Origin of the sequence: Kitasatospora sp. NPDC059571 (assembly GCF_042735675.1) — a bacterium.
In the GTDB taxonomy this organism is placed as follows: Bacteria; Actinomycetota; Actinomycetes; order Streptomycetales; family Streptomycetaceae; genus Kitasatospora.
In genome coordinates this window covers 1-4,788 of sequence record NZ_JBHWBW010000553.1, presented here as the reverse complement: position 1 = coordinate 4,788, position 4,788 = coordinate 1, and the positions used below count along the sequence as shown (strand labels likewise).

Below are 4,788 nucleotides of genomic sequence, written 5' to 3'. Positions count from 1 at the left end.
CTTCTTCGCCGGAGCGGTCTTCTTGGCCGTCGCGGTGGTCTTCTTGGCGGCAGCGGTGGTCTTCTTGGCCGCCGCGGCCGTCTTGGCGGGGGCCGCCTTCTTGGCCGTCGCGGTGGTCTTCTTGGCCGCCGCGGCCGTCTTGGCGGGAGCCGCCTTCTTGGCGGCGGCGGTCTTCTTGGTGGCAGCGGCGGCGGTGCCGGCCGCGGCGGCGACGCGCTTGGTGGCGGCGCGCTTGGCCGCGGCGGTGGTGGCGCCGCTCTTGCCGGGGGTCAGCGAGCCCTTGGGGGCCTTCTTGACCGACGGGCCCTCCTTCGGCAGCTTCTTGGCGCCGGAGACGAGGTCCTTGAAACCCTGGCCCGGGCGGAAGCGCGGCACCGAGGTCTTCTTGACCTTGACGCGCTCGCCGGTCTGCGGGTTGCGGGCGAAGCGCGCGGAGCGCTCCACCTTCTCGAAGGTGCCGAAGCCGGTGACCGAGACCCGGTCCCCTGCGACGACGGCACGCACCATGGTGTCGAGCACTGCGTCGACGGCCTCTGCGGCAGCCTTGCGACCACCCAGCTGCTCGGCCACCGCTTCGACAAGCTGAGCCTTGTTCACGTCTTCCCCTTCGGAAACGGGCGCCGGATGAATCCATCCGTTCATTTCGCACGTTAGGTATGTATCTGCGGACTTTCAATTACCAAACGCGTGAATCACCCTAGTGTCGCAATGGATTTGCGCGTTCGCGACCTCAGCGCAGCGGCGGGCGGCCCGCGTCGAGGTCCTGCACAAAGCGACTCAACCGCCGGGCGGCCCCCGGGAGATCGCGCTTGGCGGTCTCCGTGACGCTCAGCAGTTGACGGGTGAGAGCGGTCTTTGCATCCGTTGACACGTTCAGCGCAGATACGCGAGCGTGGGCTTGCTTCAACCGCTCGGCCACGAGCGCGTAGAGCGCTGCGACTTCCTGGTCGTCCGGTTCCTCAGCTGCTGAGGACTGGTCGTCCGTCCGGCCGTCAATTCGACCGCCGGCCGCACCGCCGCCGCCTGCCGTGGACGCGGGATCGCTGCCCGCGTACGGAGGTTCGTCGTGCCGGTGCATGCAACGATTGTGCCATCTGTCGCGACTTGCCCTGCGCAAGGGGGCCGTTGGGGCCAAATGCCCGGCGCCGTTCCCGGCCCGCGTCAACAGCGGACCAGGATGTGAACTCCCGCCCCCCGGCTGCCCCGAACGGCGGATGGCCCGCCCCCCCGAGGGGAGACGGGCCATCCGGTGGACGGGCGGGGCCTGGCCGGTCAGGCCACCGGCAGCGTGCGCGGCTTGAAGGACGGCCGGGTCGCCTCGAAGGCGGCGATGTCGGCCTCGTTCTGCAGCGTGATGCTGATGTCGTCCAGGCCGTTGAGCAGCCGCCAGCGGACGTTGTCGTCCAGCTCGAAGGCGGCGGTGACGCCCTCGGCGCGGACCTCGCGGGCCTCCAGGTCGACGGTGATCTCGGCGGTCGGGTCGGCCTCGGTGAGCGCCCACAGCTGCTCGACGGTCTCCTGCGGGAGGACGACGGTCAGCAGGCCGTTCTTCAGCGAGTTGCCGCGGAAGATGTCGGCGAAGCGGGAGGAGATGACCGCCTGGAAGCCGTAGTTCTGCAGCGCCCAGACCGCGTGCTCGCGGGACGAGCCGGTGCCGAACTCCGGGCCGGCCACCAGGACGCTGGCGCCCTGGCGCTCCGGGCGGTTGAGGACGAAGGACTCGTCCTTGCGCCAGGCCTCGAACAGGCCGTCCTCGAAGCCGGAGCGGGTGACCTTCTTCAGCCAGTGCGCCGGGATGATCTGGTCGGTGTCCACGTTGGAGCGCCGCAGCGGGACGGCGCGGCCGGTGTGGGTGGTGAACTTCTCCATGGTGCTCAGGCCTCCACGGCGACGCGGTCGGACAGGTCGGCGGGCGAGGCCAGGTGGCCCAGCACCGCGGTCGCGGCGGCGACCTGCGGGGAGACCAGGTGGGTGCGGCCGCCCTTGCCCTGGCGGCCCTCGAAGTTGCGGTTCGAGGTCGAGGCGCAGCGCTCGCCCGGGGCCAGCTGGTCCGGGTTCATGCCGAGGCACATCGAGCAGCCCGCGTGGCGCCACTCGGCGCCGGCCGCGGTGAAGACCTTGTCCAGGCCCTCCTCGACGGCCTGCAGGGCGACCCGCACGGAGCCGGGCACGACCAGCATCCGCACGCCCTCGGCGACCTGGCGGCCCTCCAGGATCGCGGCGGCGGCGCGCAGGTCCTCGATCCGGCCGTTGGTGCAGGAGCCGACGAAGACGGCGTCGACGGGGACCTCGCGCAGCGGGGTGCCGGCCTCCAGGCCCATGTACTTCAGGGCGTTCTCGGCGGCGATCCGCTCCTGCGGGTCCTCGAAGTCCTCGGGGTTCGGGACGTTGGCGCCGAGCGGGGCGCCCTGGCCCGGGTTGGTGCCCCAGGTGACGAACGGCGTCAGCGAGTCGGCGTCGATGAACACCTCGGCGTCGAAGACGGCGTCCTCGTCGGTGGCCAGGGTGCGCCAGTACGCGACGGCGGCGTCCCAGTCCTCGCCCTCGGGGGCGTGCGGACGGCCCTTGAGGTACTCGAAGGTGGTGTCGTCCGGGGCGATCATGCCGGCCCGGGCGCCCGCCTCGATGGACATGTTGCAGATGGTCATCCGGGCCTCCATGGAGAGGCTGCGGATGGCCGAGCCGCGGTACTCCAGGACGTAGCCCTGGCCGCCGCCGGTGCCGATCTTGGTGATGATGGCCAGGATGAGGTCCTTGGCCGTGACGCCCTCGGGCAGTTCGCCCTCGACGGTGATGGCCATCGTCCGGAACGGGGCCAGCGGCAGCGTCTGGGTGGCCAGCACGTGCTCGACCTGGCTGGTGCCGATGCCGAACGCCAGCGCGCCGAAGGCGCCGTGGGTGGAGGTGTGGGAGTCGCCGCAGACCACGGTGGTGCCGGGCTGGGTCAGGCCGAGCTGCGGGCCGACCACGTGCACGACGCCCTGCTCGACGTCGCCCAGCGAGTGGATGCGCACGCCGAACTCGGCGGCGTTCTTGCGCAGCGTCTCCAGCTGGACCCGGGAGACCGGGTCGGCGATGGGCTTGTCGATGTCGAGGGTCGGGGTGTTGTGGTCCTCGGTCGCGATCGTGAGATCGGTCCGGCGGACCTGGCGGCCGGCCAGCCGGAGGCCGTCGAAGGCCTGCGGGCTGGTGACCTCGTGCAGCAGGTGCAGGTCGATGAAGAGCAGGTCCGGCTCGCCCTCGGCGCGCCGGACGACGTGGTCGTCCCAGACCTTCTCTGCGAGTGTCCGTCCCATCGCGTTCCCTCCAGCCGGCCGCATTGCCGGCCTTCTCGTGTCGTCGAGGTCTCTTCCCATGCCGCCCTGGTGAGGCTCGCTGCGAGTCGCGACCTGCACACCGGATCGTCTGTCCAGGATGTGGACGCTTTGGTGAGGGTCCATCCTGGGTGTCTCCCGGGCTGCTCCATCAAGAGTGGCGCTTTTCTCGGAAGATTGAACTTGCGTCTCGCCCACTGAGACTGCAGTATCGAGACATGGACAACACTAGCGGCGTCGGCGTTCTCGACAAGGCCGCTCTGGTGCTCAGCGCACTGGAGTCGGGCCCCGCCACGTTGGCGGGGCTGGTCGCCGCCACCGGTCTGGCGCGGCCCACGGCCCACCGGCTCGCCGTCGCACTCGAACACCACCGCCTGGTCACCAGGGACATGCAGGGCCGCTTCATCCTCGGCCCCCGACTCGCGGAGCTCTCCGCGGCCGCCGGCGAGGACCGCCTCCTCGCCACCGCCGGCCCGGTGCTCACGCATCTGCGCGACGTCACCGGCGAGAGCGCCCAGCTCTACCGCCGCCAGGGCGAGATGCGGATCTGCGTCGCCGCCGCCGAGCGGCTCTCCGGCCTGCGCGACACCGTGCCGGTCGGCTCCACGCTGCCGATGAAGGCCGGCTCCGCCGCCCAGGTCCTGCTCGCCTGGGAGGAGCCCGAGCGCCTCCACCGGGGCCTGCAGGGCGCCCGGTTCACCGCGACCGCGCTGAGCGGCGTGCGGCGGCGCGGCTGGGCCCAGTCGATCGGCGAGCGGGAGCCGGGCGTGGCGTCCGTCTCCGCGCCCGTCCGCGGCCCCTCCAACCGCGTCGTGGCCGCCGTCTCCGTCTCGGGCCCGATCGAGCGCCTGACCCGCCACCCGGGCCGGCTGCACGCCCAGGCCATCATCGAGGCGGCCAACCGGCTCACCGAGGCCCTGCGCCGCGGCTGACCGGCCGGACGGCCACCGGACGACCGAAGGCCCGCCCCCGGGAATTACGGGGCGGGCCTTCGGCGCGCACGGACGGGAATGCCGCGGAATACGACGCGGGCATCACAAGGACGCGGACATGCAAAAAAGCCCCGGTCTCCCGGAGCTTATTGGCTGGGGTACCAGGACTCGAACCTAGACTAAATGAACCAGAATCACTCGTGCTGCCAATTACACCATACCCCAAAAGTACCCCCGACCGGATTCGAACCGGCGCTACCGCCTTGAGAGGGCGGCGTGCTAGGCCGCTACACAACGGGGGCTTGCACTACTGCTGTACTGCGCTGGGGTACCAGGACTCGAACCTAGACTAACTGAACCAGAATCAGTCGTGCTGCCAATTACACCATACCCCACCAGAGTTCAACCCCTGCGGGGCCTTCGCTCGGTGTCTCGCGCCTCCCTGCCCGGGCGGCGCAGAAAGAACATTACCCGACGCCCGGCCCCGCTCCAAAATCGATAACCGCAGGCAGGGCCCCGGACGCCTGCGGCCCCCGGGCGCC

Annotated in this window: 5 protein-coding genes and 3 tRNA genes; 1 reads left to right on the top strand and 7 read right to left on the bottom strand. The window is 70.8% G+C overall.

Features of this window, described 5'->3' with window-relative positions; all coding sequences use genetic code 11:
* The 4 genes from ACFV0G_RS35345 to leuC form a co-directional block, all read right to left on the bottom strand.
* Positions 1-597, bottom strand: a 597-nt coding sequence (locus ACFV0G_RS35345; protein ID WP_380556783.1) for an HU family DNA-binding protein, incomplete at its 3' end; no start/stop codon positions are given.
* Positions 598-730: 133 nt separating this feature from the next.
* On the bottom strand, positions 731-1,078 hold the full coding sequence (locus ACFV0G_RS35340) for a hypothetical protein (RefSeq protein ID WP_380556781.1): 348 nt from the start codon (positions 1,076-1,078) through the stop codon (positions 731-733).
* 194 nt (positions 1,079-1,272) lie between these two features.
* Positions 1,273-1,869: a 3-isopropylmalate dehydratase small subunit gene (leuD, locus tag ACFV0G_RS35335; RefSeq protein WP_380556779.1), complete on the bottom strand. Its 597-nt coding sequence runs from the start codon at positions 1,867-1,869 to the stop codon at positions 1,273-1,275.
* Positions 1,870-1,874: 5 nt separating this feature from the next.
* Positions 1,875-3,296: a 3-isopropylmalate dehydratase large subunit gene (leuC, locus tag ACFV0G_RS35330; protein WP_380556777.1), complete on the bottom strand. Its 1,422-nt coding sequence runs from the start codon at positions 3,294-3,296 to the stop codon at positions 1,875-1,877.
* 236 nt (positions 3,297-3,532) lie between these two features.
* Between leuC and ndgR the strand changes: the two genes are divergently transcribed.
* Positions 3,533-4,246 (top strand): IclR family transcriptional regulator NdgR, encoded by a 714-nt coding sequence (gene ndgR / locus ACFV0G_RS35325; RefSeq protein ID WP_030275730.1) that lies wholly within the window; start codon positions 3,533-3,535, stop codon positions 4,244-4,246.
* A 150-nt stretch (positions 4,247-4,396) separates the two neighbouring features.
* Here the strand turns inward: ndgR and ACFV0G_RS35320 are convergent.
* From ACFV0G_RS35320 to ACFV0G_RS35310, 3 genes are all read right to left on the bottom strand, one after another.
* A tRNA-Gln gene (locus ACFV0G_RS35320) sits at positions 4,397-4,471 on the bottom strand.
* A gap of 4 nt (positions 4,472-4,475) precedes the next feature.
* Positions 4,476-4,548: transfer RNA gene (locus tag ACFV0G_RS35315), tRNA-Glu, on the bottom strand.
* A gap of 21 nt (positions 4,549-4,569) precedes the next feature.
* Positions 4,570-4,641 (bottom strand) — tRNA-Gln (locus ACFV0G_RS35310).
* Between the last annotated feature and the right edge of the window lie 147 nt (positions 4,642-4,788).